The organism is Nitrosomonas sp. (assembly GCF_021731985.1).
Lineage (GTDB): Bacteria > Pseudomonadota > Gammaproteobacteria > Burkholderiales > Nitrosomonadaceae > Nitrosomonas.
On the sequence record NZ_JAKFWH010000010.1, the window covers coordinates 1 to 26,599 of the forward strand.

The following is a 26,599-nucleotide window of genomic DNA, read 5'->3' on the forward strand; positions in this document are numbered from 1 at the left end:
TTGTTTACCGTTTCAACCGGCGCTTCCATCTTGAGATGCTTCCTCTACGTCTACTCGTCGCTGCAGCCACTATCGGGCCTCGCCCGGCACGTTGGCTCCGGCAAGCTGAAGAATCTTTCTAATCAGGAAAATTAATCATCATCCTGCAACTCGGCATCCCAACCCTTTCCCTTGGCACTTGCGATAGCTTGTGTGTATAACCGGTTATGCCGGGCGCGCAACTCATCCGGCAGACGGCTGGGTAAATGTGCATAAGGCTCCCAAGCGCTGTGAACTTTTTCATACAGCGATTGCATTTGTGCACCGCTCCAGCCTACACAAGTCTCTGTTTCGGGCAGAATACCAAAAACCCAAGCATCGCGTACGATGCGGCCCAGGTGCGTTAATCCTTCATTTTGGTCCTGATCGATACCCACATAAAATTGTTCTGTCATTGCGTTAATCTCTTGAAAATTTGCATATTATTGTAGGTGGTTTTAGGCTTGCAAGCCAGATTAGCTTTCTCTATGGGTAGATTCAGATTTTGCATTGAAGCGATCCAATATGTGATGGGTCATGCTCTTGGCGAGCTCTTCCTCGCCAAAGAATACAGTACCTATCTTGTCTTTGCGTAATAATTTTGTTTCATCTTCGCTTCGAGTACGCAATACAATTTCAATGGACGGATTCAATGTGCGTGCGGTATCAATCATCTGGCGAACATTTAACGGGTCGGATGTTGCAACGACCAGCATGGCGGCATCCGTGATATGGGCTTGTATCAGTACTGAAGGTTCCGTAGCATCACCGGATACTGCGTTTTTGCCTTGTTTGCGAAGATCTTGTACCAGTTCACGATTTTGCTCTGCGATGATATACGGGATATCCTTTTCATTCAGCGCATTTGCAATGCGCTGACCGACGTGGCCATAACCCACGATAACAACCTGTCCCTGAAGAAATTTACGTTCAGTGCTCATAGGGAGTTCAGCGAATGGATCATCGCGATTTTCATATTTGCGTGCTACTGCAGAGTATTTCAATATCCAATTTCTAATCGGCACGACTGCAGCAAAGGCAATCGGATTAAAAGCAATCGAAATTAAAGCGCCAGCAAGCACCAGACTCATTCCTTCGCTAGACATCAATCCAAGCGATAGCCCCAATCCGGCGAGAATAAAAGAAAATTCCCCAATCTGTCCTAAACTTGCCGCCACTGTCAGGGCTGTATTGAGTGGATAGCGAAGCATTAGAACCAGCAGCATGGCTGCCATAGATTTGCCAACAATAATAATGGCTACAACAGCTAAAACATGCATGGGTTCATTGACTAGAATACTAGGGTCAAACAACATGCCAACAGAAACAAAAAATAACACTGCAAAAGCATCACGTAAAGGCAGTGATTCTTCGGCGGCACGGTGACTAAATTCGGATTCGCGCATGACCATGCCCGCGAAGAAAGCACCGAGTGCAAACGACACATTAAATAGTGCTGCAGCACCATAAGCAATGCAAATCGCGAAAGCAACGACGGAAAGAGTGAATAATTCACGCGAGCCGGTGCGAGCAACTTGCCACAGCAACCAAGGTAATACACGATGACCGACCACTAGCATCAAAGCAATAAAAGCTGCAACCAGTAACAGTGTATGTCCGACGGTGAGCCATAGAGAACTGGTTGCGCTCTCAGTCCCGTTGGATCCCCCCAGCATGGTGGCAAACGAAGGTAAAAGCACAAGAATCAATACCGTGACAAGGTCTTCAACAATCAACCAGCCAACGGCAATCTGGCCGTTCATAGTTTCCAGAAGACCACGTGATTCAAGCGCTTTAAGCAAAACAACCGTGCTAGCACAAGATAATGACAAACCCAGAACTAAACCCGCACCTAAACTCCAACCCCAGGAGTCAGCCAGAGCCATGCCTAAAATGGTCGCAACGGCCATTTGAACAATTGCGCCAGGCAAAGCGATACGTTTTACTGCAAGCAGATCATTCAGTGAGAAATGCAATCCAACTCCAAACATCAATAACATAATACCGATTTCTGATAATTGAGAAGCAATGCCAATGTCTGCGACAAACCCAGGTGTAGCGGGGCCAATAGCAATCCCGGCGAGCAGATAACCTACCAATGCCGGAGTTTTAAGCCGTTCCGCAATAAAGCCAAAGATTAAAGCCAGACCAAAGCCGGCTGCAATCGTAGTAATTAGTTCAATGTTATGTTCCATTCGAATTCCAGTATTTTTGCCTCATAGGCGTATTGTCCGGTTTGTTTGGTTCGCTTTATTAGAATTACCGGATACTTTTATGCGCATCAGCTTCAATATCGGTACTGGGAGCGCTATCAGATACAGCGGGTATGTTTAAAAATTTCTCGAATTCAACGCGCTCTTCTTCAATGGCATCCAGAATCTGGCGTTTAAACTCATCGCGTGAAAATGCCTCCTCGAGCATCAGAAGCAGCTTTTCAACGGTCAATCCAATGGTGATGCCGCCAATAATACCACCGATGGCTGCGCCGATGGCCGTACCAATGCCGGGAATGAATGAACCCAGCGCCGCCCCCGTAGCGGCACCGGCCGCAGCCCCGCCTAAAGCACTGACTGCTTTGCCAGCAGTCACCTTAATTAAGGCTTGAGCACCGAGCTTGATGATCCCCTTTCCTGCCACCTTGGCAGTGATCTTACCGGCGATTGCACCAGTGATCGCACCCGCGGTACCAATGCCGCCTGAGATCAGCATACGGTTTTCAAGATTGATGATAACACTGTTTGTGGGCGGTTCTTTGAGCGCGCTCAGTGAAGCGTGTCTGACAATCTCCAGTTGTGAATTATCAGCAGGTTCAACACGATTCTCCGCCAGAATCTGCTCAATTTTCTGTAAATGCTCGGCGCGTAATTGCTGATTATTCTGTAGCACTTCTTCAATGGATTGCTGTACCGGACCAAATACATTGCCTTTCATCAGATAATTCTGCAGCTTTTCGGCCATCCAGTTTTCCAGAACACCGGTGGCCAATGCCACGATACGTTCATATTCCCCCGGCAGACTGTAATACCAATCCAGATAATCATCCACATTGTCCACCATCTGCTGAAATCCGGTACCGGTGGTTTCGCGCAATTTGCCCAGCGATGTTTCCAGTTTGCTGAGGCTATCGAGATAAGCCTGCTCAATTTGCGCGGCTGTTCCGGGCTTGTAGTAATCATCACCGATCATTTCCACCGTTTGAATCACAGTTTGTTTTGATGCCTGTATTTCTTTGATCGTTTCCGGATTGGAACGCAACCAGGCATCGACGTAAACCGTCGAAGGCACGTAAATAAAGAATATAAAGAAAGTAGCGAACGCCGAGGTAAGCGCCCAAACCCATGGCGACACTGCAGGCGGCTGATCGGTATCCTGTATGGGCGCAAATACGCGGCGGTGTTCGGATAATGGAACCATAAAACTGGAAATCCCAAGCGCTACGTTATAAAAGAACAGCAAGCTACCCAGAAAAACACACCCCAAATAAAGCACATCACTGAATGAATGCAGGCTACCTAGCGCATATCGCTTCATTCCCTCAATAAAACCCAACAACCGGTTGGTTTCAAGAATCAAGATACTGTTGGTTGTCCCATCCAATTTCTGGCTTTCCATCGTGACAGCTTCCGCCAATGAGGTATATTGACGGCTTGCATCGGTGTGGTTTACAAACACAACAAAAAACACAGCCATCGCCAGCGCAGTCACCCAACGCGACCAAGCTAAGGATTTATGCACGGCGATATAAGGCTTGTATTCACGGGTAGCAATCGGGAAGAATATGGCATAAGTGACAGCAAATACCGGAATGGCGGCAAAGAAGACCATCCATTCCTGTTTTTCAGCCGAGCCGAGATAAAATAACAGCAAAAATGCAAAAACAATCGACCACAGCAACCACCCAATATACGCCAGAATCCGGCGGGTAAAGAGCCAATGCAGAATGCCCAGTTTCTTGAACTGACTGGAAAGATAAATTCTTTCAATTGTCACTGCATAAATCGCAGCAAAGTAAATGGGTAATCCAAACAGGAATGTTACCAATAAGGCAAACCATAACTGTTTATCCGGAATCAGCCGCCCAAAATAGTAAGCAAACCCCAACCAGCTTGCAGAAAATGCCAAATAGCCGAGCGTTCTTACGAAACTAAAGTTTTTAAGCGCTGAAAACACAACCATGATTCCTTCTGATCAACAACTGGGGATAAAAACGAGCTACAGCAGGACGGAAAAACAAACTAAAGTAGCTGGCTGATAGTAGACTTGATCTGGCTAGGGGCTGTCAAGATATTGATTCAATGACTTGGGGAGTTTTGTGTTTTAATTTCCAGTCTGTCCAATTTTAGGTCAATAAAAAATAACTTCGCTGGAGGAACATGAAACGAAACTGGGAAATAATAAGGGAATTACTAACAAAAGTAGAAGAGTGCACGTTGCCAACCGATATAGTGCGTTTGTGTGATTTCCCTCAAGAACGCCATATGGAAATTTCCTACCACATGGCATTATTAATCGAAGCGGGTTTAGTTAAAGGTCAAATCATCCAAACAATTGGTCCTGATATAAAAGATTTTCTTGTGCAGAAATTGACATGGCAAGGCCATGAATTCATTGATGCGATACGGAACGATACGGTCTGGCAAAAGACCAAGAGTAAATTTACTGAGAAAGGGATTTCTATGACTTTCGATCTCGTTCAGGCCGTGGCAAAAGAAGCTGCAGCAAGCCTCATGAATGCGGTGCTAGGTGACTAAACAATTAATCTTTTAGTCAATTGCACAAATTTAATTTCTATCACCTAAGCTGATGGCTGAAGGTGAGTTTCTCATTGATCTATTAATACTCATTGAGTTCGAATGATGAATCACTGGACAGATATCAAATTACCTATCCCTGAATGGCTGAATACCTGGTCCGTCGGAATCCCGGAAACTTTTCCTGAAATGAATCAAAGAATGGCATTGGTCATTGATTTGGCTCGTGTGAGCATAGAGAATGGAGGAGGGCCGTTTGGTGCGGCAGTTTTTAATCAACGTACCGGTGAGCTTATCGCGCCGGGAGTCAATTGGGTTGTTCCCGGAAAATCCTCATTATTGCATGCCGAAGTGATGGCGCTGGCTTTAGCGGAACAAACGCTGGGTAGCTACGAACTCGCAAGTCATGGTTCGTTTGAGTTGGTAACCAGTGTGGAGCCGTGTTGCCAGTGTCTGGGTGTGTTGCTGTGGGCAGGTGTGGCCTCAGTTGTTTGTGGTGCGCATTCGGAGGATGCTCAGGCGATCGGTTTTAATGAAGGCCCCCGGTTGTTGAACTGGGAACAGGAACTCAAGCAAAGAGGAATCAGCGTAACACGGGAAGTGATGCGTCCGCTGGTTGTGGAAGTTTTGCAAAGCTATACCGGAGAAATTTATAACAGTCAGCTACAAGCTTCAAACCGGCCTAAATAGTTTGAGATATTTTTGTTCGTAATTCGTTTACGCTATGCATACTGCAGGGGTTGGGTCATTTGCTTCGGAAAATTGAGGAATCGCATGAAACAAAAAATATTAGCGCATTGTATTTATTGTTTAATGATGTCGGCGACGATGACCGGTTGTGTTTCCGCGACAGTCACCGCAGTCAATCTTGGTTTTTCTGATGCTTTTGTTAGAGAATGGCTTTATTCATGGAGTATTGCTTTTCCAATTGGTTTCGGCGTCTTAATTGTACTTTCACCGCTCTATAGGCGTGCCGTGGAAGCGATCGTACGTTAGCTATTCTATTGGGTCGCGGATTATCTCTTTCGATAGCATGTCACTTTGCTATTATCTAATTGTTTCAATTACAAAAAACAATATTTTTCCCAATATAATATGGAAATATTGACTCCGGTACGATGCGCAGTGATATGTTCCGAAATCATCGCTACTTTTGAGATGGCTCAAACGTAGCTTATTGAGTTGTTTTCCCTTCGATTATTAGATGTAGTTGTTTTAGGTAGGGATAGTAATGCACTTCAATAGAGTGGCGGGGGCGGGCGATAAATTGACTTGCCCAGTACTTCCCCTCAGCGATCGCTAGCTCACGCCAGTTGAAGGGTAATTGGATTTTGCGGATCAACAATTGACCGATTAACTTCGACTGTACTTCAGCCAGTGTCCAAATGCAGCCTTGTGGTTGGAGTAATCCGATGAAAAACAAACTGGGGTGATCGGGATGAAAGATGCGTAAGTAAAGCGGAACATGTCCGGTGTCTTCCCAGTTGATAAAATCCAGATCAAAAAAAGGAAAGCTGATTTTGTAGCCTGTCGCAGCGATAATGACATCGTATTGTGACGATGAGCCGTCAGTAAAATGGACTGTTTGATCCGAAATGCATTGGATGCCTGAGCGCGGGTGTATCCGGCCATGCCGTATTTTGTCGAATATTTCCGAGTTGATCGTTGGATGCGCTTGCGTGGGTGAAAAATCAGGCTCGGGCAATTGGTAATCACGATAACGCCCAATCTGCATTCGCAGGGAAATTTTCTGTAACCAGTCTTGTATTTTCTGAGGTAGCCATTGAAAAGAAGTAGCGAAGGTATCGGTTGGTTTTCCCATAACAAACTTTGGAATAATATATTGCGGTGTGCGCAGACTGATATCGACCTGAGCAGCTTCGCGACTCGCTTCTACTGCACAATCGCAGCCTGAGTTCCCGGCACCTGCCACGAGTACCCGCTTGTTTTCTAATTCATGATTGGTTTTAAACGCATGGGCATGTAAATATTTGCCGGTAAAACTGTTTTTCCATTCTGGGTGACGCGGAACCGCATGATGCCCATTGGCAATGAGCAGGCAATCGAATTCTGATTGCGTACCATCACTTAAAGTTAAGCGCCACCGTTCCTTTTCAATTTTTTCTGCACGAAGTACTGCGATATTTAGTCGAATGTATTTGCCTAATTGAAAATGCCGGGAATAAGCTTGGAAATAAACGAGTATTTGTTGATGGCTCGGGTAATCCGGATAGTCATCTGGCATCGGAAAATCACTGAACTGCGACATAGATTTGCTGGAAATCATATGCGTCGTCTTGGTGACGCTACTATGGCCTAATGCCGCTGTATATACCCAATTACCGCCGATCTGATCGTTTTTCTCATAACAAACGATGTCTTCCAATCCCGATTCCGCTAAATTCTTGATCGCTGTGAGACCTGAACAACCAGCACCGATTATGGCAATGCGCATTTTTTAAATTCAATCTTAGTAAGTATAGCTTTATCGAAGAAGAGTGATTCTATACTACTTAAACTATCCAATCTTAGCTCTTGGCAACAACAACCCAGAAAAGCCATTGTTAGTCAGCTATAATCTTTTTATGTGTCACGGTACTCAATACAAGGATCATAAAACCGGTTTTCCCCAGCTCGATGCGAGGCTACCAGTAAAATCACGATAAGCTATCTCATTGGAGCCGAACGAATAAACTATTTAATAAATTTTTGCGAATAAATGAGGTTGTGTAATGAAAAAAGTTCTTATTGCTGTTTGTGGTTGTTTAGCACTATCTGCCTGTACATGGGTTAAAGTTACTCCAAATGGCGAAAGCGTGCGCTTGGTGCAATCAGCCAGGGCAGTCGAGCCATGCAAAAGAATTGGGAAAGTTAATACGAAAGTTGTGAGTGAAGTGGTGTTTAACCGCGATCCAGAGAAAGTCGCCAGTGAACTTGCTGATCTTGCTCGTAATGAAGCGGCTTTGATGCGCGGTGATACGATTGTTCCTGCTTCAGAAATTATTGACGGAAGACGTAGCTTCGATGTCTACCAATGTTTTCCAGCTAAACTGCAATAGTTGACATATTTGCAGTTCGGTTCATGCATCAGTTTCGATACTACGCATGCCGAAACGATTCCTCAAACTGGTTGAAGCTTCTTGAGAATCAAGAGAGGTTTTAATCTAGATGAGTTCAATTCCCCGCTGCTTGCGGCGGAGTGCTTTATTACACATAACATTCAGCAACTCGATTAGTAGTGGTATTTGCACCCGCGCATGAGTCAGATCAGAAACGCCAGTCCAGTTGAAGACCGCCAATATTGATTTGTTCAGAATATTGCCCGACAAGAAAACCAGCAGTTGAGCCTCTGTTATTAATCGAGGCGTCGTTCATAAACAAGTGTGCGTAAGCAGCGTGGATATTCACATTTTTTAACAATGCGTAGGTGAAACCAGCCGTTAACCAGTAACGACTGCTATCAGGAATACGCGCGGAGCGGTGCTGTGCATCCGGAACAGGTGTTTGGTCGTAGGCAAATCCGGTGCGGAATATCCACTTGTTGGTTTCCGAAAAATAATTGACACCAAAAGCATAGCGCCATGTATCGTCCCATTTCAGGTTTTGCACAGCATCGGGTTGCGGCGAGGAAAAACTTGTTCTGAGTTCTTTAATTAGACTCCAATGCGTCCATAAGGCATCTGCGGAGAAAGCCCAGCGGGGACTTAAGCGATGCGAGAAACCAAACAAAACATTGTCGGGCAGTGTTATCGAGGTAAGCGCATTGGTATCAATACTTCCTTTCCCAACATTACCCGGCGCGGACAAATTCGCATTGCCATGCACATCATGCGCAATTCTGGAGCGATAACTAACCCCGAATCGAGTATCTTGGTTCAATGCATAGAAGGCACCAAAGTTGTAGCCAAATCCAACACTATCGCCCTTGAGTGAGGCATGTCCGTCTGCGGCTTGGGGCAGGAGTCCTTGACTGGCGCAGCCTGCGATATTATTCAGTGCTTGCAAACAAGCTACACCAAAATCGACAGCATTGGTTAATCTGGATTGCAGGTATTGCACATTGAAACCAGTGCCAACCGAAAACTTCTCGGTTACCTTGAAAGATAACGATGGATTAAAGTTTACAGTCATAATTTCCGAATCGATGGCTTGATAGCGTCCTTTCCAATCCGATTGATAGCTGTTGCTCGTGCCAAATGGGGTATTAAAGCCGAAACCGAAAGCCACTCGTTTTGTCAGCGCCTGCACATAATACACATTGGGAATAAAAGCTAAATTGCCGGAGTCTCCGCCATTACCGCCTTTTAATGGCGCACCGCCCAACGCCGGGCTCAAATGTGACGTACTATTCTGGAAAGTCGCGGAAGGTGCAATGACATATCCGGCTACCGAAACCAGCTTACCGCGCACCTGACTCATTGCGCCCGGATTAAAGAACACCATACTACCGTCGTCAATATTGGTTGGTGCGCCGGAAAATGCCTGCCCCAATTCCTTGACACTCTGTTCCATCACTGCAATACCGGCGCCCATTACTGGCATTGAAACAACAAATAGAAGGAAACCAATGTAATGCGTAATACTGCGATGAACAAAACACGCTGCTATACAGTGTGCATTAACCAGTTCACTCCCGTAATTTTCTTGTTCAATTGAGTTCATTGCCTATCTCAGTAGGTCAGCACATACGACTGCTTGCTTTACTTACAAAAAATACTAAGTATAATTTTCCCATTGTCAATAAGAATTATCTGACACCTCAAAAATGAGCATACTCCGGATTCGACTCAAAAACAGCATTGTCACTCAAGTAACCTGCACACTCGTTTTTTTAACTCAACTCATTGAAAATGAATTATATGCTTCTTTATATCGGATAAACAGTCTCAGGTTGATGGAAAAATTCTTTAGCAAGCAGCGTACAATCCATTTAATTTGTCCGCAATGAATAATGATTACATGGAATCGAAATTCAATCAGCACACAATGAATTCCCGGTTCCAGCAATCCGACCACGCTGCCGAACTGCTGGCTGAACAGATAAAACTGCTTTACCAGCAAGCCCCTAAAGCGCTTATTGTTTCACTGATCATTGCCGCAGCGCTTACTTTTGTTTTCTGGAATCTCGTTGCAAAAGTCTGGCTGGTGGGTTGGCTGGCGGCCATCTATCTGCTTACTTTCGCCCGATTTCTGCTGATTAAATCTTATTTCCACAAAAATCCGGCCATTACCGAATCTCCCGTATGGGGTCACCGGTTTTTAATCGGCACATTATTATCGGGAGTGCTCTGGGGCATCGCTGGAAGCATACTTTTTGTGAGCGGCAGCGCAATGCACCAGTTATTTCTTGCCTATCTGCTCGGCGGCATGGTTGCGGGTGCAATGGCCACATTATCATCGTACAAATGGGCTTTCTTGGCCTTCTCAATACCCGTTGTCTTGCCCTTTACCTATCAGGTTATCACGCATGAAAGTGACATTCATCTCATCCTTGCGCTTACTTACCTGCTTTTTGTTTTCGCGATGGGAAGCATTTCGCATCGGCTGTACCACACCGTCTCGGATTCGCTTAAATTCCGCTTCGAAAATTTCGACCTGTTAAAGCGCCTGATCCAAGCCAAGGATCGCCAGAACGCGATCAATCGGGTATTACAAACGCAAATCGCAGAAAAAGACCGGTCGCAAAAAACGTTACAAACTGTCAAAGAACAATTGGAACAACGTGTCATGGAGCGCACGGAAGCGCTCGCCTTAGCCAATGATATTCTGCATCAGGAAAAAGAGCTCTTTCAAGTGACTCTAGCCAGTATCGGGGATGCGGTGATCACCACCGATTCCAGTGGAAAAATATCCTACCTAAACCCGGCTGCGGAAATATTCACCGGCTGGCACAACCAGGAAGCAAATGGCGCGCCGCTGCAGGATGTTTTTAATATTCTGGATACGGCAACCCGGAAGCCCGTTAAAGACCCGTTTGCCGATCACTTAAGTAAATCCGGGAGTACCAAAGACCATCACGAGTGCCTGCTGATCCGTAAAGACAAGCAAGAATGGATTATCGATTATTCCGTCGCACCGATTCAGAATGAGCAAGAACACGTGATCGGAGCAGTCCTAACTTTCCGGGATGTCACAGAACAACGCAAGATAACGCAAAAACTTGTCTATCAGGCAACGCATGATTCGCTGACTGGTCTGTTGAATCGCAAGGAGTTTGAAGCCCGCCTCAGCAAAATCCTGGCATCGACGCGCAAAAATGACATGCATGCGCTGCTGTATCTCGACCTGGATCAGTTTAAAATCATCAATGACTCTTGCGGGCATAGCGCCGGAGATGAATTGTTGCGCCAGGTGACCGTTCTGTTCCAATCCAAGCTGCGTACACGGGATACGCTGGCAGGTCTCGGCGGCGACGAATTTGGCATTATTCTGGAACATTGCCCGCAAAATGAAGCAGTACAAGTCGCCCAGACTTTGCGTGAACTGGTGCAGAACTATCGCTATCACTATCAAAACAAGACGTTCACGATTGGCGTCAGCATCGGATTGTTCCCCATCACCCACGCCGATGAAGGTCTTGCCCATGCACTCAATGCAGCCGATAGCGCGTGTTATGAGGCCAAAGATCAGGGACGGAACCGGGTTCATGTGTATCAAGCGGCTGACAAGCAGCAAAAACCGGGTGAAATGCAGTGGCTGCCGCGTATTCAACAGGCCATCGCAGATCAGCGGCTATACTTGTATTTTCAACCAATCCGGGCGATTTCCGGAAAAAATGGCTTGGAGGAACACGGTGAAATCCTGCTGCGCCTGAAGGATGAACACGGCCAAATGATCATGCCGGGCGCGTTTCTTCCCTCTGCCGAACGGCATGACCAGATGCTGATGATCGATCGCTGGGTGATACAACAATTATTCAAGTTGCTCAAGGCGCACGCTCGCCAGCCATCCAACGCGGTTTACACCATTAACTTATCCGCACAGGCGCTCGGAAACACGGATTTTCTCAATTTTACAGTCGACAGCATCAAAACCAGCAAAATAAATCCTGCCAATATCTGTTTTGAAATCACCGAACATATTGCACTGGCTGATTTAAAACATGTCATGCATTTTATTTCGACACTCAAGGAACTCGGCTGCCGTATCTCCATCGACAATTTCGGCAGCGGCGTATCATCATTCGGTTATTTGAAAAACTTCCCGCTGGATTATCTGAAAATAGACGGACGGCTGATCAAGGACATGGCCACCGATCCGGTAGATCATGCGATGGTCGAATCGATCAACCGCATCGGACATGTCATGCAGCTCAAAACCATCGCTGGATGGGTCGAAAACGCCCAAACTTTTCAGCTCCTGGAAAATATGGGTATCGATTACGCACAAGGATTCTGGCTCGCTGAACCGCAGCTATTTCATTCCGGTTCGGAAAAATCTTTGAGTGCTTCTCAGGAAGCAGAATCGCCAGTAGATGACTAAAATTTAAAACACAGAGATTCCGGTGATTTTAGTATATTGATAGCCGTGATGTTGGGATTCCTTTCGTCATCCCAACCTACCGTGCTATTTATTGGCCGGATCTATAACCGGGAGAGCAGAGCCTCAAGTCGCTTTCTCTCATCCAGAATTCGACTGGTGAGATTTGTGATTCGATCCTGGGATACATAAGCAACTTCATCTGACAGGATCGACTGAATCTGGCGCAAGCTCTCAAGATCTCTCTCTGGAACAACATAGCCCCATCGTTCGAAAATGCGCCTGCTTTCATCAATGGCTCTATTAATTTTTTGCAATCTTGCATAGAAGTCGCTGAGATCACTGGATAATTCCATCGGCACTTCCTGCAGCGGAGCCCCAACTGGGTTCCATGCTGACACAGAGAAGTACTCCCTTGGCTTGACTACTGACTGAAGGAGATAAAACTGACCATTCCCTCCGAGGAATGTTTGTGCGAACTGTTTGATAGCAGGGTCCCCGATACTTAAAACATTCAGTTTATGCTTCTCAGGAGTAAACTTTAGTTCTATTCGTTCCGAGATCAAGAATTTTGTATTCTTCTCAAACTCTTTTTGGAGGCTATATAGCTTATTAACACTGACCTTGAGTTGGTTGACTCGATCTCTATTTTGAGCGACCTGAAGGTTTTTGTGTAGGGAATAGAGTGCAACGCCCTGTGTAAGTAGCGCGCCCATTAGTGCACCTACAATTGATGGGAGCAGCTTGTTTTTCCAGAAAGGAAGTGTTGAAGGTGTGTTAGTTGTCATAATTAGTATTGATTACGTATTATTGTAAGCTAGTAAGAACCGGATGAATTACAAGTTAAAGCTGAGTTTACTAAGTAAATTGATAACATAAAATATCTTGAGTTAATTATATTAGCTTCGCTCAATTCTCTGCCTGTTTAATCTTTTCCAATACCCGCAAAACCGTACGACGCGGCGCACCAATATTCAACCGCATAAACCCGCTGCCTTCCGCACCAAACAGAATGCCCGGACTCATACCGACACCGGCTTCGTGGATGAAAAAATGCTTGAGTTGCGTGTCGGTCCTATTCCATTCCCGGCAATCCAGCCATAACAAATACGTGCCTTCGGCTTTGATGACTTTGATTTCCGGCAAATGTTCGGCCAGAAAGGTTTCCACGCAATCGCGCGTATCGCGCAGATAAATCAATAGTTCTGCCAGCCAGGCTTCGCCTTCGCGGTAGGCAGCTTCAAAAGCGGCGATGCTGAATGGATTGGATGCACTGATATGCAGCGTGTTAAACACTTGCGTGACAGTATTGCGGATGGATTGATCGAGAATAATCAGCGCAGACAGGTTCAATCCGGGAATGTTGAAGGTTTTGCTCGGAGCAACAGCGGTGATGATTTTTGCAGCGTTCTCCGGGAACGCGGCCAGCGTATGATGTTGATTGCCGGGGTAGATCAAGTCGGCATGAATTTCATCGGAGAAAATGATCAGATCATTTTTCTCAGCGATCTCTAGTAACCGCTCCAGTTCAGCGGGATGCCAGACTCGGCCGACCGGATTATGCGGCGAGCAAAGCAATAGCAGCTTCGCTTCCTTGGCGCATTGCTCCAGATGGTCAAAATCGATGGTGTAGCGGCCATTTTCCAGATGCAGCGGATTTTGGATCAGTTTTCTGCCGGTTTGAGTGACGGCAGAGAAAAACGGGAAATACACCGGAGGTTGAATGATGACGGATTCGCCGGGTTGCGTAAACGCCATCACCGCGGCATTGATGGAGGGAACAACGCCGGGGCACAGGATGATCCAATCACGCTGTATGGCCCAGCCGTGGCGACGCTGCATCCAGCTAATCAGAGCTTCGTATAAACTATCCGGGAAAAGCGTGTAGCCATAAATCGGATGGGTGGCGCGTTCTGTCAGTGCCCGGGTGACTGCGGGCGGCGCGGCAAAATCCATGTCGGCCACCCACACCGGAATGACGTCGCTTTTGCCAAACATGTTTTGCCGCCCGTCATACTTGACGCTGTGAGTGCCTTCGCGGTTGATTTCTTGGTCAAAATCAAAGCCACTACTCAAGCAATCTTCTCCCAGATCGTGACTTCTGACAGCGTATGCTGAAACTTACGCTTGGTTTCGCGAATGACAAAAGGCACGGCTTGCGGGCCTTGAATCAAGCGGAAATGGCTGCCCAGAATTTCTTTCAGGCCATCCAACGTGGTGAAATTCTCACCATCGCGTTTGAATCCGCCGACCCAGGCTTCTTTTTTCGTGTGCTCGGCCAACCAGGTGTAAGGCGAGGTAATCATCAGCAGGCCGCCGTTATTGATACGCGTGTGAATGCTGTTGAGCAGTTTGGCCGGATCGTACAGACGATCGATCAGATTGGCGGCAAGAATCAGGTCGTAACCGGTAAAAATGGACTTCAGGTTGCACGCATCGCCCTGGAAAAACTCGACTTTATGTTTGATCGCATCCAGCCCCAGGTTGGTCAGTGTACGTTCCTTGTAGGATACCAGTTCGCCTTCGTCAATCAGCGTGTAGCGCAGTATGCCTTGTTGCGCCAGTTGCACGCCTTGCCCGATGAAGCGCGCGGAAAAATCAATGCCGGTAACATGATCGAAATCGCGCGCCAATTCAAACGTGGAGCGGCCGGATGCGCAACCCAAATCCAGCGCAGTGCGTTTCGGCCGGTTACCCATCGCAGCGATGGCAATTTCGGCCAAAGCTTTGGGGAAATTCGGCACATCAAAATAGGTATCGCCATAATGAAATTCAGCGTATTCCGATAGCAGTTTGTCGGTTTCATAGTTGGAACTTTGCAGAATCGCCGGTGTGTCGGTCACAACATAACGGAATCCCGCATGCTGAAAGAAATGCCGGCGAAATGCATAGCGTGCGCTACGTAGTGTTTCATTGCCACACGCAACCCAGGAGCCGCCCTTGATGAGATTGTGTTGATTGTCAAAAGTGGGCGTAGTGAAGTCGTCATACAACGTATGCACATCAAAACCGGCAAACGGATAAGTAGGCGTTTCGGTCCATTGCCAAACGTTGCCGACGATATCGAAAAATTCGCCCTGCGGAAATTCGGTCACCGGGCAACTGGATGCGTAGTAATCCAAATGCAGATTGCCCACAGCCGGTGCATTGACCGGAACCTCGGATAACTGGGCGACATCGTACAACCGGTACCATTCGTCTTCCGTCGGCAACCGCACAGGTTGCCCGGTGGTTGCAGCTTTCCAGTTACAGAAAGCTTTCGCCTCATGGTAATTGACTTCGACCGGCCAGTCCCACGGCATCGGCATTTCTTCGGTCATTACCCGCAAATACCAGGCACCGTCTTTGGATACCCAGAAAGGGGGATGTTCAGCCAGCGTAAATTTTTTCCATGAACGGCCTTCTTCCTGCCAGAAACTCTCCGTGTGGTAACCATTGGCTGTTACAAAAGGTAAAAATTCCTGATTACTGACCAGATATTTGCTCGCCTGGAACGCGGAGATATCCGCGTTGTGCGAGCCGTATTCGTTATCCCAGCCATAATGCGAGTGATCGGTTTTGCTTTTATCGATGGTCACAGTGCCGGGTGCGACAGGAACCAGTTCATTGGCTGGCGCGGTTCCAGATTTTCGGCAAGGTTGCCAATCCGGGTGCGGTTGCACAAATTCAAGCGCATGCTGGCGTATCAATACGGAAGAGGTTTCCAGATGGATGCGCTCATGTTCAATCCCCATCAGAATCGGCCACCAAGGACTGTCCCAGGAGATCGGCAAGGTCAGCGGCATCGTGGCAATCAATTTATCGACCACGGCCCGCATGTTTTTGCGATAGGCACGCACTTCTTCCACGGCAGGCCAATCATAATGCGCGCTATCCAGATCGTCCCAGCTCATTTCATCGACACCGACAGCAAAAATCGATTCCAGTCTGGGATTGATGCGTTCGGTAATGAGTCCGGCGAGAATCAGTTTGTTGACAAAAAATGTGGCCGTATGTCCCAGATAAAAAATCAAAGGATGACGGAGTGAAATGGGTTTTTTATAGTAGGCTTCATCATTGCGCAGTGTTTCAAAAAGCTGCTCATAACAATCCAGCGTGGCGTGAAAATACGTACGTATCTCTTCACGTTTTAAGTTGACATCGGCGCCGTCAAGTAATGGTGTTCTTTGAAATAAAGGTTGTGGCATAAAGTAATTTATAACGAATTATTCGGTTTTTTGAGCGGTATTATAGCGCTTCAAGCTTTTCAGATCATATTCAATCGGGATAAAAGTCATTTATTCTTGATCAATCACGCTTAGAAAGTAAGGAAAACGATGAATCCAGTGTACTTTGTAGCAAGATGAACGATGTTGAGCGTGGATTCCAGAAATTTGACTTTATGATTGATTATTTCATTTTAATATTATAAGAAAATGACAGAACCTACTTTGATCCTGGTATGCAAAAGACCCGCGCCCGGAAGCGGAAAACAAAGATTGGCGTCGAGTCTAGGCAGTGAAATGACACAGAAAGTTGCTGAGGCATTATTGGCTTGCGCGCTGGAAGATGCTTGTAATTGGCCCGGCCCGGTGGTAATTGCTCCGGCTAGTGCTGCGGATGTTGATTGGGCACGGAATTTGTCGGCACCGATTCCTTCCCCCGTGATGATTATCCCTCAAGTAGCAGGTAACTTGGGGCAGCGCTTGAATGCGCTAGATCAAACATTGCGCGCACAGGGGATGGAACAACTGGTATTTATTGGTAGCGACTCCCCCGGGCTGGATACAGCAGATTATGCCGCAGTATGCGCCGCATTGCAGCACACAGATATTGTGTTGATCCCGGCGCTGGATGGCGGCGTTGTGCTGATGGCCAGCCGTTGTGCATGGCCGGATTTATCGGCTTTGCCGTGGAGTAGCGATCAACTGGGCGCCGCGCTCATCGATGCTTGCCGTACAGCAAGGCAATCTGTGAAAACATTCGGACATGGCACTGATGTGGATGAAATGGAAGATATTGTTGGATTGGTTACTTTACTGCAACGGGATTCACGACCGGCACGTTGCGCATTGCTTGAACTTACGCAAAATATTCTTTTCACCTTAAAAATCGCCAATGCTTAATTTCAGCATCATTATCCCTTGTTTCCATGACGAGGAAAAACTGGCGTGTTTACTCGCGCAATTGCAAAAATTACCGCACAAACCTTGGGAAGTCATTGTTGTAGATGCTGCCAACAGTAAATCCTGTGCAGAACTCTGCGCACAATTTGCGGCAAAATGGATAGCCAGCGAACCGTGCCGCGGGCAGCAGCTTCTAACCGGTGCAGCACAGGCAAAAGGCGATGTTTTGTGGTTTTTACATGCCGATGCGCAACTATCAGCAGATCCATTGACGGCAATGACAAAAGCGATTGAGCAAGGCGCGATCGGCGGTTATTTCCGCTTTCGCTTTGCAGCACCGCGTGCCTGGCCGGCATTCCTCCTGGAACCGATGATTGCCTTGCGTTGCAGAATAGGTGTTCCGTATGGCGATCAAGGAATTTTCATCGTGCGCTCGGTTTATCATCAGATTGGCGGGCACGCGCCGTGGCCGTTGTTTGAAGAAGTACCTTTGGTACGCGCTGCGCGCCGGTTTGGCAAGTTTTTGCCGTTAGCCGCGCCGATTTTTATCGATCCACGGCGCTGGCAACGCGATGGCTGGTGGCGGCGAACCTGGCTTAATCGCAAGCTGGCTTTAAATTTTATGTGCGGCGTCACACCGCAGGAATTGGCTTCACGTTATCATTCTAAAATTGGCTCTTGAATGACATAATGACGCTAATCCTCAAAAATAAGGAATACCATGCAAGAGATTGTTCAAAAATATTATGGCGAAACACTGACGGGCAGCCAGGATTTGCAAACCAATGCGTGTTGCACGGATGCAGGCTTGCCAGATTTTGTAAAACCTTTGCTGGCGCGCGTGCATGCCGAAGTACAAACACGCTATTACGGCTGTGGCCTGGTTTTGCCCGAGTTACTGCAAGGTCTGACCATTCTGGATCTGGGTTGCGGCGCTGGGCGAGACGTATATGTGCTGTCCCAACTGGTGGGGGAAACAGGACAGGTCATCGGCGTGGATATGACCGAAGAGCAACTGGCGGTTGCGCGCCAGCATGAAAAATATCATCAAAAGGCTTTTGGCTACAAACGCAGCAATGTCCGTTTCCTGCACGGTTATATCGAGCGATTGCACGAGCTTGAATTGGCGGATGCCAGCGTGGATGTAATTGTATCGAATTGCGTCATTAACCTGGCTCCGGACAAAGCGGCGGTGTTGCGCGAAGCTTTCCGCGTCTTGAAACCCGGCGGGGAATTGTATTTTTCCGATGTATACAGCGACCGGCGCATTCCGCTGGCATTGACCCAAGACCCGGTGCTGTATGGCGAATGCCTGAGCGGCGCATTGTATTGGAATGACTTCCTGCAATTGTCACGCAAACACGGCTTCACCGATCCGCGCTTGGTTGACGATCGTCCTATTGATATTAGTAACCCGGAGTTAACGGAAAAGACCGGAAATATCCGCTTTTATTCGGCGACTTATCGCTTGTTCAAACTGCAGAATCTGGAGCTGGCTTGTGAGGATCATGGGCAATCCGTGGTGTATCGCGGCACCATTCCGCATCATCGCCATGCGTTCCGGCTGGATAAGCACCATTTCATCGAAACCGGCCGACAGTTTCCGGTGTGTGGCAATACCTGGCGCATGCTGCATGACACACGCTTTGTTAAACATTTTGATTTCTACGGTAACTTTGATCAGCACTTTGGCATTTTCCCAGGCTGCGGCATGGGAATTCCATTTGACGATGCAATCATGGTTGATCAGACAAGCGGGTGCTGTTGATCATGAATGCCAACGTCTTACCACCATCCACTGAACACCGTTCGCGCTCCAAGCTGTGGTATGTCACGCCCGATGACAAGCCGCGCGGCTTTATTCGTTCTCATGTCCTAGAGGAACTCTGGTTTCATACCGGTACCGCTTGTAATCTGGCTTGTCCTTTTTGTCTGGAAGGCTCCAAACCCGGTGATGATCGCTTGCAACTGATGCGTTTTGACGACGCCAATCCATTCATCGACGAAGCGTTGAAGCTGGGTGTCAAACAGTTTTCTTTTACCGGCGGCGAGCCTTTTATTAACAAAGACCTGATCCGCATTCTGGCGTATGCGCTGCAGCATCGTCCCTGCATGGTGCTAACCAACGCCACGGAACCATTGATTAAACGCTTACCGCAGCTAAAACCCTTGCGTGAGCAGCCAAACGCTGTGCATTTTCGCGTTAGCCTGGATCATTTTTCAGCGGAACAACATGACAAGAGTCGTGGCGAAGGCATGTTCTCGATGGCGTTGGATGGACTCTGTGCATTGCATGACATGGGATTCAGTGTATCGGTGGCCAATCAAGCCATTCCGGGTTTGCCTGGCCATAAAGTCGCCAAATGTTTTGCGGAAGTTTTTCGCGGCGCAGGATTGCCGGAAAACCTGCCGCGCATCGAGTTTCCTGAGTTTCATCCACCCGGTATCAGCGTCACCGCGCCGCAAATTACGCACAGTTGCATGGTCGATTATCAAAGCGAATCCACGCGCCGCGAATTTATGTGCGCATTCAGCCGCATGGTCGTGAAAAGTGAAGATAAATGCAAAGTCTATGCGTGCACGCTGGTCGATGATGATGCCGATTATGTGCTGGGCGCAACACTGGCCGCAAGTCTAAAAATTCCGGTCAGTATGAAACATCATCGTTGTTATAGCTGTTTCCAGTATGGCGCTTCGTGTAGTGAAATGAAGCGATAGCCATGAAACGCCGCTGGTGGCTACTGATTCTGCTCGGCTTGTTGATTGGATTGTTTTTCAGTTTTGACTTGGGGCGCTTTTTCACGCTGGAAGCGCTCAAAGACCAGCATGAAGCATTACAGCAAGCTTACCGGGCAGAGCCGTTCTTTGTGGCCGGTATTTTCGCGGCAGTCTATATCGTGATGGCTGCGTTGTCATTCCCCGGCGCAACCCTAATGACGCTGGCCGGTGGCGCGATATTCGGATTCTGGACCGGCGTGCCGGTGGTATTGGTATCGGCTACGATCGGTGCAACACTGGCGTTTTGGACTACGCGTTATGTGTTACGCGATGCTGTGCAGCGCCGCTTTGGCGATCGCCTGGAAACCATCAACAAGGGCCTTGAGCAGGATGGCGTTTTTTATTTGTTTTCCTTGCGCCTGGTGCCTGTTTTTCCATTCTTTCTCATCAATTTGCTGATGGGACTGACCGCCATCCGCAGCACTACTTTCTTCTGGGTCAGTCTGGTTGGCATGTTCGCCGGAACCGCCGCCTATGTGAATGCGGGCACACAGTTGGCAGCGATCACGCATTTGTCGGATGTCATGTCTCCGGCATTAATTATTTCATTGGTCGTGTTGGCGCTCTTTCCGTGGCTGGCTCGCTGGGGCATCGGGCTGGCAAAAACCCGCCGTTTGTACGCGCGCTGGACCAAACCGCGCCAATTTGACCGCAATCTGATCATAATCGGTGCTGGTGCTGCCGGATTGGTGAGCGCATATATTGCAGCGGCAACGCGCGCCAAGGTGACCTTGATCGAAAGTCACAAGATGGGGGGCGATTGCCTCAATTACGGGTGCGTGCCATCCAAGGCATTGATCCGTACCGCCACTTTCTTGCAACAAGCAAAAAACGCCCAATCACTGGGTATTGCACAGACCACTGTTCGATATGATTTTTCGGATGTCATGGCACGTGTCCAGCGCGTGATCAAGTCAATCGAACCGCATGATTCGATAGAACGTTATACCCAACTGGGTGTGGAAGTGCTGCAAGGGAAAGCAAAAATGACTTCACCCTGGTCGGTGGAAGTCAATGGACAGACACTCACCACGCGCGCCATCGTCATCGCAACCGGTGCGCGCCCGGCGGTTCCAAAAATCCCAGGACTGGAATTGGTGCGTTATTACACTTCCGATACCCTTTGGTCGCTGACTGAACGGCCGGAATGCTTGATTGTGTTAGGCGGCGGACCAATCGGCTGCGAACTGGCGCAAGCATTTGCCCGGCTAGACTGCCAAGTGACACAGGTCGTGCGGAGTGATTGTTTGCCGCGCGAAGATGCAGATGCCGTAGCGCTGGTTAAAGCGGCGTTGCAAGCGGATGGCGTAACCTTGCTGACGCAAACCGAAGCGCTACGCTGTGAGAAAGAAGGCGATGCGCAATATTTGACGGTGCGCGGTACTGACGGCAAAGAAATCAAATTGCCGTTTGATGCCCTGTTATGCGCTACCGGCCGGATACCTCGCACGGAAGGTTTTGGACTGGAAGAGCTGGGTATCCCAGTTTCACCACTACGCACCATCGAAACCAATGCCTGGTTACAAACCATTTATCCCAACATCTATGCCTGCGGCGATGTCGCCGGACCGTACCAATTCACCCACACGGCCGCGCATCAAGCGTGGTATGCCTCAGTCAATGCACTATTTAGTGATTTCAAACGCTTCAAGGTCGATTATTCAGTGATTCCGTGGACGACATTCACCGACCCGGAAGTCGCACGGGTAGGATTGTCGGAAAATGAAGCCAAAGCACGCAATATCGCCTTCGAAGTAACGCGTTTCAATCTGAGTGACCTGGATCGCGCGATTACCGACGAAGCGGCGCAGGGTTTTGTCAAAGTACTGACGGTACCAGGCAAGGATCGTATTCTGGGCGTCAGCATAGTTGGCGCACACGCCAGTGATTTACTCGCCGAATTTGTACTCGCCATGAAGCATGGCTTAGGTTTGAACAAAATTCTAGGCACCATCCATACCTATCCCACCTGGTCAGAGGCCAATAAATATGCAGCGGGGGAATGGAAACGCGCGCATGCACCGCGACTGCTGCTTAAGTGGGTTGAGAAATATCATGCCAAGAGGCGAGGGAGTAAGAGTGCAACTGATTGAGGAATGACGGGTTCGAGGTGTAGTCATTTTGATGAGTGAGAATTCTTTATTCGGGATCTGGCACCTTGTTTGCACTTCTCAGGATGCTCGTCGCAAACTGGCACGTTTGTATCCTCGTTTTTCAAACTGACTGACTACTAGGGAACAATCCTTACAGTTTTAGCATTGCATGGTTTGTTATCTTCGCCGCCTTGCAAAGCACAATAGCCCTAACCCGGCTAGCAACATCATATAGAATTGGGGCTCTGGGATGGCAGGCGCAAGCACACCGTCGCCATCCAGTGCATAAGTGTTGCCTTTCAAATATGCATTGCCTGCCAGAGTCGGGTTATAGTAAATATTGTAATCGCTATAAATGTCATTCAGCTGGTTAAGGCCGCCACCCAGATAGATCAGTTGCACATACAGTGCTGCGCCTGATGCTGCATTGCCATCTAAAATATTAAGTTCGGCGCCTGATGCAAGACTTAGTGATTCAAAGGCAAAGTTATTGATGAAACCAAGGGGCGACAGGCCATAATCGACACCTGCCATATACAGATATTTCATGCCGCTTCCATCGAAGAACAAGTCAGCTTTAAGGGTATCCCACAGTGTGTTTTGCTGACTATGGTTTTCAAAGCTGCTCGTGATGTGCCACTCATCTCCCGTGCCACCGACGAGGTGACCACTGTTTCCGATGATAAGGTTAGTAAAGTTATTGATCGACGGGTCACTGATGTACGCGCCATTTTCCGTGTAGGTACCAGTAAAGGTAACGCTAGTGTGTGTGCTTTTGAATTGGCCATTATTGACAACATCACCGGTGAATATAACCGGGCTATTCGCGACTTCGATTTTGCCGCTTACGGCATTGGTGACACTACCGTTTACCGTCGTCGTACCGCCGGTCAGTGCTATCGTGTCGTTGTTATCTATTCCTCCATGGATTTCCAGGATGCCTCCCGAGACATTGTAGGCGCCATTGTTTATTATGGAGTTGGATACTGTGTGGGTACCGCCGGTTTGGTTGAAGATGCCCTCATAACCAATTTCCTCACTATCAGAAGAAAGGCTGCCGCCGCTCAGATTATATTTTCCGCTACTTATGGGAGTAGAGGTGGAAATAGCGAGAATGCCACTTACGCTATTTGTGCCACCACTTTGGGAGAAAAATCCGGCACCCCTGTAACCGCTTCCAATAAACTCGGAGCCTGCTGACAAGCTACCGGCGCTTAAGGTATAACTACTGGAGCCGCCAAGATAGTGATTAGAACCAACGACAAGATCTGCAGTTACCGTGTGCGTTCCACCGCTTTGGGAAAAATTACTGTTGCCAACTTCACCAGTGCCCATAATTTCACTATCCGTCAACAAGTCGCCCTCACTTAAATTATAGGTACCATTTATTGTAAGTTTCCCACTTACGGTATGTGTGCCGCCGTTCTGCGTGAAAATGCCATAGCCGCCACTCATCATATAATGATCGCCTGGAGAGCCGATGCCCTCACTACCAGCCTCCAAGCTTCCAGAATTCAGTACATATTTGCCAGTACTTCCCGGTCCCTCTCCAATAACGAGTCCATTAACTCTATTCATTCCGCCGTTCTGATTGAAGCTACCATTGGATTCCCAGCCCGAACCTAGAATCAGAGATCCAGCCGTGTTGGTGCCGCCACTAAGCGTATAACTTCCGTTACCCTTAAAACCAAAACCGATCTTCTCCATATTATGGATAACTAGACTGCCGCCTATCTGCTCGAAACTGACGGTGTTGGCCGTATCTGAGTTAACGATCAGCGAATTTGCAAATTGAGCACCGGTAGAACTATCGAATCTTAATATCGTATCCACACCACCGTATGGATTGACAATCACATCGTCAGCCAGGCCAGGTATACCGAAAGGAAACCAGTTGCTGTCATTACTCCAAAAACCATCGCTGTTTTTCCAGGTTTTGGTTTCTGCATGCACGGCTTGGTTGATTAAACCAGAATAAACTAAGCTTACGGCAAGAATTAGTACGAATGGCTTCTTATTCATGATTTCTCCATAGATAGGAAAAAGACAAAATTAATGTGGTTAAAATATCTCTATGCTTCTTAATAAACTCCTTCTTAGTTGTTAGTTGGATGTAAATAATAACGAGTTTAATTGTAATGTTCTGTGCGGTAGCGTTCTAAAACGGTGTCAGATAACGAAGAATTCTTATTCTTGCGAAGAATAACCCATATCGTCGTAAGATATACTTGATTCAAAAACAAAAAGACCACCGCTTTGGGTGGTCTTTTTGTCTCATATTTTGAGAGATTATCATTAATTAATCTTGATTATTAATGCCCTGGTTTGCTTTTGCCACCAAAAGGAAAAATGGTGTCAGATACCGTCTTGAATTGCAAGCGCTGAATGATTAAAGTTTGCATCAAATGGCCGCTCTGATTTAATGACTCCATAAATCAACTGTGCCAGTTTACGCATGACAGCTCCTATTACGGCCTTTGGAGCCAATCCGGCATCACTCAATCTGTCACCAAATATTTTTAGCACTGGATTGTGCCGTCTGGCTACCATGCCAGGCATATACAGCGCACGGCGTAAATCGCTGTGTCCGGTGCGGCTCATCATTGTTCTGCCTTTGACGGAGCTGCCCGATAAGCGTTGCCGGGGTGTTACGCCAATGAATGCCGCCAATGCCTTGGCGTTAGTAAAGCGTCGTATATCCCCCGCATAAGCCAACACCTTTGCAACGGTAGTATCACCGATGCCAGGAATGCTGCCGAGCAACTCAGCATCTCGCTTCAGATCAGGGTGCCGGTCAATATGGTCGTTGATATTGCGCTCGAGCCCCTTAATCTGTTTGTTGAGCCAGTCCAAATGAATTTGAACATCCTGCACTAACTGCATTTGTTCGCTCGCCCGATGTGCTTCCATGCGGTTACTTTCCTGCTGATGCATCTCCTTGAGCGCTTGCAGGCGATCTACCCAGCCGCGCAATTCACGCCATTCAATGGGTGGCGGAATCCATAAATTGGGTCGCATAGCCATACAAAAACGTGCCAGTAATGTCGCATCGGCTCGATCTGTTTTGTTACGTGCGAGTTCACTTTGCGCAAAGCCTTTGATGCGGGCTGGGTTTACCACACTGACTTGCCATCCGTCGGTAACAAGCTTGGTTGCCAGTACTTCGCTGTAAGGTCCTGTAGCCTCCATGCAGAGATGTGTCTGCCCGGGTATCGCGCTCCGTTCTGTAAGCCAGTCCTCAAAAGCCTTGTGGCCTGCTGGTGTGTTGTCAAACACCCTGGTTTTTATTTTGTTGTTAATGAGTAATGCTATGTCGAATTTGCGTTTGGCAACATCAATACCAACCACGCAGGTTATTTCGTTCATCATTCGTACCCTCCTCGTATGCAGGCTCTGTCTGCCAGGCAGTCGGCCCAAGTTACCGTTCGGTTTGTTTGAACGAGAAATGAACCGCAGCACCTATCTGACACACAGATTCATAGACCTATTGTCCAGCCGATGTCTTGCGGTTCTCCTGCTCAACACCACTATTGCAGTGCTTTTTGCTGGCAGTGTCAATATACGAGGTCTATAACTAAGAATCCCTATTCCTCTGAAGAATAACCATTATTCGATCTTTGGTCTGTACTGAATTACAATCTCAGACGAAAACTTTGCAATTGGTCGCTATTGTTGCTTGAGTATATTTAAACCCTGTTAGCGTTATCATTCATTGAATGAATACCCTCAGTTTTACAACTTGCATACCTATTTTGAAGACAAAACTCAGTGGTCTCTAATTCTTTTTCGGGTCTTTGATATCTAGTTTACTGTTTGGTCATCAGATTGTATTGAATTTGCGTACATAACAACGCATTATTCTGGCAATTACCCTTGCCATTCTATTGAGAAGAGTTTTGTTGCGAGACTGCATCAGTAATCATTCTAATGCGTTCCGTTTCTTGTTGAGAGAGTTTTAGCGCTGCATCCTGCCAGTGCTCGTGTTCTTTGGCGGTAAGCCAATCTTTCCACATGATACTAATGGTAAGCAGGGCCGCAATAGTTACCAATAAAATGAATGCTTGGGTTCCGCTCATTATCAGGTTTTCTCATTCCTTGAGTTTCTCAAACAGTAAAGTTGTATTGGATCTTCTGCCTGGGGTGGGATAGTACAGCCATCCAAAAAATCCAGACCTGGATTTGGACTAAAACCAGGAAATTTAAAATCGGCTTAAAACCTCTTTGGCGGCGGATTTACGCAAAATCCTACCTGATTAGAAAGATTGTTCAGCCAAACCCGATTTTTTCTATTATAAGGTGCATACTGACCCAAGCGAACCCGCCAACAAAGAGGAACTGCCATGGCCATGAACCGTATCCAATTCCAAGTAGGCTT

At 47.5% G+C, this 26,599-nt stretch carries 21 protein-coding genes; 10 read left to right on the plus strand and 11 right to left on the minus strand.

Going from position 1 to position 26,599, the window contains the following annotated elements; translation table 11 throughout:
* Positions 1–131 precede the first annotated feature (131 nt).
* From QZ942_RS01140 to QZ942_RS01150, 3 genes are all read right to left on the minus strand, one after another.
* The gene (locus tag QZ942_RS01140) at positions 132–434 is read right to left on the minus strand and encodes a hypothetical protein (protein WP_292992714.1); all 303 of its coding nucleotides are present in this window, start codon (positions 432–434) and stop codon (positions 132–134) included.
* A 60-nt stretch (positions 435–494) separates the two neighbouring features.
* Positions 495–2,213 carry a YbaL family putative K(+) efflux transporter gene (gene ybaL, locus QZ942_RS01145; RefSeq protein WP_292992716.1) on the minus strand — a complete coding sequence of 573 codons (1,719 nt, stop codon included), beginning with the start codon at positions 2,211–2,213 and terminating at the stop codon, positions 495–497.
* Between the two features lie 64 nt (positions 2,214–2,277).
* Positions 2,278–4,194, minus strand: a complete 1,917-nt coding sequence (locus QZ942_RS01150; protein WP_292992718.1) for a hypothetical protein — start codon at positions 4,192–4,194, stop codon at positions 2,278–2,280.
* 197 nt (positions 4,195–4,391) lie between these two features.
* On the opposite strand from QZ942_RS01150, the gene QZ942_RS01155 reads away from it, so the two are divergent.
* The 3 genes from QZ942_RS01155 (at position 4,392) to QZ942_RS01165 (ending at position 5,765) form a co-directional block, all read left to right on the plus strand.
* Positions 4,392–4,769, plus strand: coding sequence for a DUF2513 domain-containing protein (locus tag QZ942_RS01155; protein WP_292992720.1), 378 nt, complete (start codon positions 4,392–4,394; stop codon positions 4,767–4,769).
* 102 nt (positions 4,770–4,871) lie between these two features.
* A complete protein-coding gene (locus QZ942_RS01160; protein ID WP_292992722.1) occupies positions 4,872–5,459 on the plus strand; it encodes a nucleoside deaminase in 588 nt (195 codons plus the stop codon).
* An 84-nt stretch (positions 5,460–5,543) separates the two neighbouring features.
* Positions 5,544–5,765: a DUF2798 domain-containing protein gene (locus tag QZ942_RS01165; protein ID WP_292992724.1), complete on the plus strand. Its 222-nt coding sequence runs from the start codon at positions 5,544–5,546 to the stop codon at positions 5,763–5,765.
* 178 nt (positions 5,766–5,943) lie between these two features.
* Here the strand turns inward: QZ942_RS01165 and QZ942_RS01170 are convergent, their stop codons facing one another.
* The gene (locus QZ942_RS01170) at positions 5,944–7,224 is read right to left on the minus strand and encodes an NAD(P)-binding domain-containing protein (RefSeq protein WP_292992725.1); all 1,281 of its coding nucleotides are present in this window, start codon (positions 7,222–7,224) and stop codon (positions 5,944–5,946) included.
* A 277-nt stretch (positions 7,225–7,501) separates the two neighbouring features.
* Here QZ942_RS01170 and QZ942_RS01175 point away from each other — a divergent pair, with 277 nt between their 5' ends.
* Entirely contained in the window at positions 7,502–7,828 is a 327-nt protein-coding gene (locus tag QZ942_RS01175) for a DUF4156 domain-containing protein (protein ID WP_292992727.1), read from the plus strand.
* Positions 7,829–8,036: 208 nt separating this feature from the next.
* Here the strand turns inward: QZ942_RS01175 and QZ942_RS01180 are convergent, their stop codons facing one another.
* Positions 8,037–9,431 (minus strand): outer membrane protein transport protein, encoded by a 1,395-nt coding sequence (locus QZ942_RS01180; protein ID WP_292992728.1) that lies wholly within the window; start codon positions 9,429–9,431, stop codon positions 8,037–8,039.
* 282 nt (positions 9,432–9,713) lie between these two features.
* Between QZ942_RS01180 and QZ942_RS01185 the strand changes: the two genes are divergently transcribed.
* Positions 9,714–12,251: an EAL domain-containing protein gene (locus QZ942_RS01185; protein WP_292992730.1), complete on the plus strand. Its 2,538-nt coding sequence runs from the start codon at positions 9,714–9,716 to the stop codon at positions 12,249–12,251.
* 101 nt (positions 12,252–12,352) lie between these two features.
* Here QZ942_RS01185 and QZ942_RS01190 read toward each other — a convergent pair whose 3' ends face one another.
* The 3 genes from QZ942_RS01190 to ovoA form a co-directional block, all read right to left on the minus strand.
* Entirely contained in the window at positions 12,353–13,036 is a 684-nt protein-coding gene (locus tag QZ942_RS01190) for a hypothetical protein (RefSeq protein WP_292992731.1), read from the minus strand.
* A gap of 121 nt (positions 13,037–13,157) precedes the next feature.
* The gene (locus tag QZ942_RS01195) at positions 13,158–14,324 is read right to left on the minus strand and encodes a MalY/PatB family protein (protein ID WP_292992733.1); all 1,167 of its coding nucleotides are present in this window, start codon (positions 14,322–14,324) and stop codon (positions 13,158–13,160) included.
* Complete coding sequence (ovoA, locus tag QZ942_RS01200; protein ID WP_292992734.1) at positions 14,321–16,435, minus strand: 5-histidylcysteine sulfoxide synthase; 2,115 nt, start codon at positions 16,433–16,435, stop codon at positions 14,321–14,323. The genes QZ942_RS01195 and ovoA overlap by 4 nt, the downstream gene beginning before the upstream one ends.
* Before the next feature lie 228 nt (positions 16,436–16,663).
* Here ovoA and QZ942_RS01205 point away from each other — a divergent pair, with 228 nt between their 5' ends.
* Genes QZ942_RS01205 through QZ942_RS01225 form a run of 5 tightly spaced genes read left to right on the plus strand, consistent with a single transcriptional unit; the run spans position 16,664 to position 22,224 of the window.
* Positions 16,664–17,353, plus strand: a complete 690-nt coding sequence (locus QZ942_RS01205) for a DUF2064 domain-containing protein (RefSeq protein WP_292992735.1) — start codon at positions 16,664–16,666, stop codon at positions 17,351–17,353.
* Positions 17,346–18,035, plus strand: a complete 690-nt coding sequence (locus tag QZ942_RS01210) for a TIGR04283 family arsenosugar biosynthesis glycosyltransferase (RefSeq protein WP_292992736.1) — start codon at positions 17,346–17,348, stop codon at positions 18,033–18,035. The genes QZ942_RS01205 and QZ942_RS01210 overlap by 8 nt, the downstream gene beginning before the upstream one ends.
* Positions 18,036–18,074: 39 nt before the next feature.
* Positions 18,075–19,121, plus strand: a complete 1,047-nt coding sequence (locus QZ942_RS01215) for a methyltransferase domain-containing protein (protein WP_292992737.1) — start codon at positions 18,075–18,077, stop codon at positions 19,119–19,121.
* 2 nt (positions 19,122–19,123) lie between these two features.
* Entirely contained in the window at positions 19,124–20,071 is a 948-nt protein-coding gene (locus QZ942_RS01220; RefSeq protein ID WP_292992738.1) for a radical SAM protein, read from the plus strand.
* Positions 20,072–20,073: 2 nt separating this feature from the next.
* Positions 20,074–22,224 carry an FAD-dependent oxidoreductase gene (locus tag QZ942_RS01225; protein ID WP_292992739.1) on the plus strand — a complete coding sequence of 717 codons (2,151 nt, stop codon included), beginning with the start codon at positions 20,074–20,076 and terminating at the stop codon, positions 22,222–22,224.
* 177 nt (positions 22,225–22,401) lie between these two features.
* Here the strand turns inward: QZ942_RS01225 and QZ942_RS01230 are convergent, their stop codons facing one another.
* The 3 genes from QZ942_RS01230 to QZ942_RS01240 all read right to left on the minus strand — a co-directional run bounded on the left by QZ942_RS01230 (position 22,402) and on the right by QZ942_RS01240 (position 26,300).
* Positions 22,402–24,246, minus strand: coding sequence for a PEP-CTERM sorting domain-containing protein (locus QZ942_RS01230; protein WP_292992740.1), 1,845 nt, complete (start codon positions 24,244–24,246; stop codon positions 22,402–22,404).
* A 333-nt stretch (positions 24,247–24,579) separates the two neighbouring features.
* Complete coding sequence (locus QZ942_RS01235) at positions 24,580–25,593, minus strand: IS110 family transposase (protein WP_292992741.1); 1,014 nt, start codon at positions 25,591–25,593, stop codon at positions 24,580–24,582.
* Between the two features lie 512 nt (positions 25,594–26,105).
* Entirely contained in the window at positions 26,106–26,300 is a 195-nt protein-coding gene (locus QZ942_RS01240; protein ID WP_292992742.1) for a hypothetical protein, read from the minus strand.
* Positions 26,301–26,599: the final 299 nt, after the last annotated feature.

What these genes read in the sequence shown, in the direction of transcription:
- QZ942_RS01140 (WP_292992714.1), bottom strand. Translation starts at nt 434, where the DNA reads ATGACAGAACAATTTTATGTGGGTATCGATCAGGACCAAAATGAAGGA.
- ybaL (WP_292992716.1), bottom strand. Translation starts at nt 2,213, where the DNA reads ATGGAACATAACATTGAACTAATTACTACGATTGCAGCCGGCTTTGGT.
- QZ942_RS01150 (WP_292992718.1), bottom strand. Translation starts at nt 4,194, where the DNA reads ATGGTTGTGTTTTCAGCGCTTAAAAACTTTAGTTTCGTAAGAACGCTC.
- QZ942_RS01155 (WP_292992720.1), top strand. Translation starts at nt 4,392, where the DNA reads ATGAAACGAAACTGGGAAATAATAAGGGAATTACTAACAAAAGTAGAA.
- QZ942_RS01160 (WP_292992722.1), top strand. Translation starts at nt 4,872, where the DNA reads ATGATGAATCACTGGACAGATATCAAATTACCTATCCCTGAATGGCTG.
- QZ942_RS01165 (WP_292992724.1), top strand. Translation starts at nt 5,544, where the DNA reads ATGAAACAAAAAATATTAGCGCATTGTATTTATTGTTTAATGATGTCG.
- QZ942_RS01170 (WP_292992725.1), bottom strand. Translation starts at nt 7,224, where the DNA reads ATGCGCATTGCCATAATCGGTGCTGGTTGTTCAGGTCTCACAGCGATC.
- QZ942_RS01175 (WP_292992727.1), top strand. Translation starts at nt 7,502, where the DNA reads ATGAAAAAAGTTCTTATTGCTGTTTGTGGTTGTTTAGCACTATCTGCC.
- QZ942_RS01180 (WP_292992728.1), bottom strand. Translation starts at nt 9,431, where the DNA reads ATGAACTCAATTGAACAAGAAAATTACGGGAGTGAACTGGTTAATGCA.
- QZ942_RS01185 (WP_292992730.1), top strand. Translation starts at nt 9,714, where the DNA reads ATGAATAATGATTACATGGAATCGAAATTCAATCAGCACACAATGAAT.
- QZ942_RS01190 (WP_292992731.1), bottom strand. Translation starts at nt 13,036, where the DNA reads ATGACAACTAACACACCTTCAACACTTCCTTTCTGGAAAAACAAGCTG.
- ovoA (WP_292992734.1), bottom strand. Translation starts at nt 16,435, where the DNA reads ATGCCACAACCTTTATTTCAAAGAACACCATTACTTGACGGCGCCGAT.
- QZ942_RS01205 (WP_292992735.1), top strand. Translation starts at nt 16,664, where the DNA reads ATGACAGAACCTACTTTGATCCTGGTATGCAAAAGACCCGCGCCCGGA.
- QZ942_RS01210 (WP_292992736.1), top strand. Translation starts at nt 17,346, where the DNA reads ATGCTTAATTTCAGCATCATTATCCCTTGTTTCCATGACGAGGAAAAA.
- QZ942_RS01215 (WP_292992737.1), top strand. Translation starts at nt 18,075, where the DNA reads ATGCAAGAGATTGTTCAAAAATATTATGGCGAAACACTGACGGGCAGC.
- QZ942_RS01220 (WP_292992738.1), top strand. Translation starts at nt 19,124, where the DNA reads ATGAATGCCAACGTCTTACCACCATCCACTGAACACCGTTCGCGCTCC.
- QZ942_RS01225 (WP_292992739.1), top strand. Translation starts at nt 20,074, where the DNA reads ATGAAACGCCGCTGGTGGCTACTGATTCTGCTCGGCTTGTTGATTGGA.
- QZ942_RS01230 (WP_292992740.1), bottom strand. Translation starts at nt 24,246, where the DNA reads ATGAATAAGAAGCCATTCGTACTAATTCTTGCCGTAAGCTTAGTTTAT.
- QZ942_RS01235 (WP_292992741.1), bottom strand. Translation starts at nt 25,593, where the DNA reads ATGATGAACGAAATAACCTGCGTGGTTGGTATTGATGTTGCCAAACGC.
- QZ942_RS01240 (WP_292992742.1), bottom strand. Translation starts at nt 26,300, where the DNA reads ATGAGCGGAACCCAAGCATTCATTTTATTGGTAACTATTGCGGCCCTG.